At 35.0% G+C, this 4,097-nt stretch carries 4 protein-coding genes; all 4 read right to left on the reverse strand.

Translation table 11 applies throughout. The annotated features are described in order from the left end of the window. Window positions 1-68 precede the first annotated feature (68 nt). Window positions 69-2,156: an elongation factor G gene (gene fusA / locus ACLUJM_RS13080; RefSeq protein WP_172884268.1), complete on the reverse strand. Its 2,088-nt coding sequence runs from the start codon at window positions 2,154-2,156 to the stop codon at window positions 69-71. Between the two features lie 28 nt (window positions 2,157-2,184). Then, on the reverse strand, window positions 2,185-2,655 hold the full coding sequence (rpsG, locus tag ACLUJM_RS13085) for a 30S ribosomal protein S7 (protein WP_002835373.1): 471 nt from the start codon (window positions 2,653-2,655) through the stop codon (window positions 2,185-2,187). A gap of 109 nt (window positions 2,656-2,764) precedes the next feature. Next, entirely contained in the window at window positions 2,765-3,178 is a 414-nt protein-coding gene (gene rpsL / locus ACLUJM_RS13090) for a 30S ribosomal protein S12 (RefSeq protein WP_002835374.1), read from the reverse strand. 131 nt (window positions 3,179-3,309) lie between these two features. After that, a complete protein-coding gene (locus ACLUJM_RS13095) occupies window positions 3,310-4,032 on the reverse strand; it encodes an ATP-binding cassette domain-containing protein (protein ID WP_412413008.1) in 723 nt (240 codons plus the stop codon). Window positions 4,033-4,097: the final 65 nt, after the last annotated feature.

Genomic DNA, 4,097 nt, shown 5'->3' on the forward strand with positions numbered 1-4,097 from the left:
CTATTGTACCAATGTTAACATGTGGTTTTGTTCTTTCAAATTTAGCTTTACTCATTTATATAAGCCTCCTATTTATTATTCTTTTTTCCTATAACTTCTTCTGATATTGAGTTAGGAACTTGTTCATAATGATCGAATTGCATTGAATATGTTGCACGACCTTGAGTTTTTGATCTTAAGTCTGTTGCATATCCAAACATTTCTGCCAATGGAATAAACGCATCTAATACGTGTACACCATTTTTAGGATTCATACCGTCAATCTTACCTCTTCTTGATGAAACGTCTCCCATTACATCTCCCAAGTATTCATCTGGAGTAGTGATTTCAACTTTCATCGCTGGTTCCAATAAGATTGGTTTTGCTTTAGCAACTGCTGCTCTGAAGCCCATAGAACCGGCAATTTTGTATGCCATTTCTGATGAGTCGACATCGTGGTAAGAACCATCTAAAAGAGTAATCTTCATGTCAAGCATTGGATATCCACCTAAGATACCTGTTTGAGCTGCTTCTTCAGCACCTGCTTGAACTGATGGAATGTATTCTTTTGGAATAGCACCACCGACAATTGCATTAACAAATTCGATACCATTTGCTTCTTCTGGGTTTTCGATTGGTTCAACTCTAAGAGTACAATCACCGTATTGTCCACGTCCACCTGATTGTTTAACGTATTTACCTTGAGCTTCAGCTGCTTGAGTGATTGATTCTCTGTAAGCAACTTGTGGATTACCGATGTTAGCTTCTACTTTGAATTCACGTAAAAGTCTATCAACGATAATTTCAAGGTGAAGTTCACCCATACCAGATATGATAGTATCGCCAGTTTCTTCGTCTGTATATGTTCTGAAAGTTGGGTCTTCTTCTGCAAGTTTTGCAAGAGCAATACCCATTTTTTCTTGACTTGCTTTTGTTTTAGGTTCGATTGCTACAGAAATTACTGGATCTGGGAATTCCATGTTTTCAAGGATAACTTCGCTATCCATATCACATAAAGTATCCCCTGTTGTAGTATCTTTTAAACCGATAATAGCTACGATGTCTCCAGCGTATGCTTTTTCAATTTCTTCACGCTTGTTAGCATGCATCATTAAGATACGACCAATTCTTTCTCTCTTACCTTTTGTAGAGTTGTATACATAGCTTCCTGATTCAATACTACCTGAATAGATTCTAGTAAATGCAAGTTTACCAACATATGGGTCTGTTGCGATTTTGAATGCTAATGCAGCAAATGGTTCTTCATCTGATGACTTTCTTGTAGTTGGTTCATCAGTTTGAGGATCCACACCTTTGATATCTGGTACATCAGTTGGTGCTGGCATATAATCAACTATTGCATCCAATAATGGTTGAACACCTTTGTTCTTATATGCAGAACCACAAAGTACTGGGTTCATTGCATTAGCAATTGTTGCAGTTCTTATAGCTCTTTTGATTTCTTCTTCTGTTAATTCTTCACCTTCAAGGTATTTTTCCATTAACTCTTCATCGTGTTCTGCTATGTTTTCTAATAATTCTGCTCTATATTTTTCAGCTACTTCTACTAAGTCACTTGGAATATCTTCAATAGAGAATTCTGTTCCTAGTTCGTTTTTGTAGATATTAGCTTTCATTGTAATAAGATCAACTACACCTACGAATTTATCTTCAGCTCCGATAGGAATTTCGATAGGTACAGCATTTGCTCTCAATCTTTCTCTAATAGTGTCAACAGACATAAAGAAATCAGCGCCTGTTGCATCCATTTTATTGATGAAGCAAATTCTTGGTACGCCATATTTATCAGCTTGTCTCCAAACAGTTTCTGATTGTGGTTCTACACCGCTTTTCGCATCGAATAAAGCAACTGAACCGTCAAGAACTCTAAGAGATCTTTCTACTTCAACTGTGAAGTCAACGTGACCCGGTGTATCGATAATATTGATTCTGTTACCTTTCCAGAAACAAGTTGTTGCTGCAGAAGTAATTGTAATACCTCTTTCTTGTTCTTGAACCATCCAGTCCATTTGAGCGGCACCGTCGTGAGTGTCCCCAATTTTATGGATTTTACCTGAATAGTATAAAATACGTTCAGTAACTGTCGTTTTACCGGCATCAATATGGGCCATTATACCAATGTTTCTTGTATCTTTTAATGAAACTTGTCTAGCCATTTTTTCTCCTTACTTACTTTCCGATAGATTAGTATCTATAATGTGCAAAAGCCTTATTAGCTTCAGCCATCTTGTGTACGTCTTCTCTCTTCTTAACTGATGCACCAGTGTTATTAGCTGCATCCATGATTTCTTTAGCTAACTTTTCAACCATAGTTTTTTCACCACGAGCTCTTGTATAAGTTGTTAACCATCTCAAACCTAAAGTTTGTCTTCTTTCTGGTCTAACTTCGATAGGAACTTGGTAGTTAGCTCCACCTATTCTTCTAGTCTTAACTTCTAAGATAGGCATTATATTGTTCATTGCTTTGTAGAATACTTCAAGAGCGTCTTCTCCTGTAGTTTCTTTGATAATATCAAAAGCACCATAAACAATTTTTTGGGCAGTACCTTTTTTCCCGTCTAACATAATGTTGTTGATAAGCTTAGTAACTGTCTTATCATCGTAAACTGGATCTGGCATTACCTCTCTTTTTTGAACATGTCCTTTTCTTGGCACTTCGCTTCCCTCCTTACTATTTAGTATTTCTCAGGTACTCGAATTACATCGCTGTGCTATAAATGTATATTAAAATCTTTTATTCACACTAATACCTTTTGTTTTTGTTTTATTTCTTTGGTTTCTTAGCACCGTACTTTGAACGACCTTGCATTCTGTTTTGAACAGCTGCAGTATCCAAAGCACCTCTGACAATGTGGTATCTTACCCCTGGTAAGTCCTTTACTCTACCACCTCTGATTAATACAACACTGTGTTCTTGTAGGTTGTGTCCGATACCTGGAATGTAAGATAAAACTTCCATACCATTAGTTAAACGAACTCTGGCAACCTTACGAAGTGCTGAGTTAGGCTTTTTAGGAGTCATAGTTCTTACTGAAGTACATACGCCTCTTTTTTGAGGTGAGTTAGCTTCTGTATAGCTTTTTTTGATGCTGTTGAAGTTACGACTCAAAGCTGGTGAATCAGATTTGTAAGTTTTAGATTTTCTTCCTTGTCTTACTAATTGATTAATTGTTGGCAAATTTTCCACCTCCTGAAATTATTTTATGCATAAAAAAAGAATATACAAGATATTCTTATTTATCCTTGTATATTCTATCATTAACATTATGATATGTCAAACAAATTCTTAGTTTTTTGCATATTTTTATTTTAAATTCCAAAAATTTCTTTGTATCGTTCTTGAGAAGTTTTCGAACGTCTTTTGATATCCAAAATCTCAATATTATTTTCTATAATAACAGACAAAATATCATTAATACTATTGTTGTTTAAGCTTATCATATTTTTATCCATATTAAAACCCTTTGAATTCAAAACAGATGATAATTTTTCGTTATCGCTTGAAATAATCTCTATGAATTTTTCATTTTCCAAAACTTCTTCCAAAATTTTGCCGTCTTTTAAGAACAAAATATTATTGGTGATTTCATCGATATCGTTTAAAGAGTGACTGGATATTAAAATTCCCTGTCCATCTTTTGCTTTCTTCTTTATAAGAGCCATCATCTTTATAACGCTAGTTGGATCAAGACCAGAAAGTGGTTCGTCAAGCAATATAATATCTCTTTGTGGCAAGAAATCCATCGCAAGCATCAGCTTCTTTTTCATCCCCAAAGAATACGAACCAGTCTTGCTTTTTACAAAACTTTCAATTCCTATTTCTTTGATAACCCTATCCACATCATCCTTGGTTCTTTTATAGACATTTTTGATATAGTTCAAATAATCCATGCCATACAAGTTTTCATCCAAGATTTTCTCATCTTTGAAAAAAGAAATATGATTAAAAATCTTCTCATCTTTAAACTCTTTGCCGTCTACCAAAACTTGTCCGCCATCTCTTTTGAGAAGATTGGTCATAGTATTCATCAAAGTAGTCTTACCCTACAATGTCAAGCAATTGTTACATAAAATTAGACGATATTTCTATCGCCTAA

The sequence above is a fragment of the Finegoldia sp. genome (genome assembly GCF_046991905.1).
GTDB lineage: Bacteria > Bacillota > Clostridia > Tissierellales > Peptoniphilaceae > Finegoldia.

Excerpts from the sequence above, each read along its gene's own strand:
- fusA (WP_172884268.1), bottom strand. The coding sequence starts at position 2,156 with ATGGCTAGACAAGTTTCATTAAAAGATACAAGAAACATTGGTATAATG.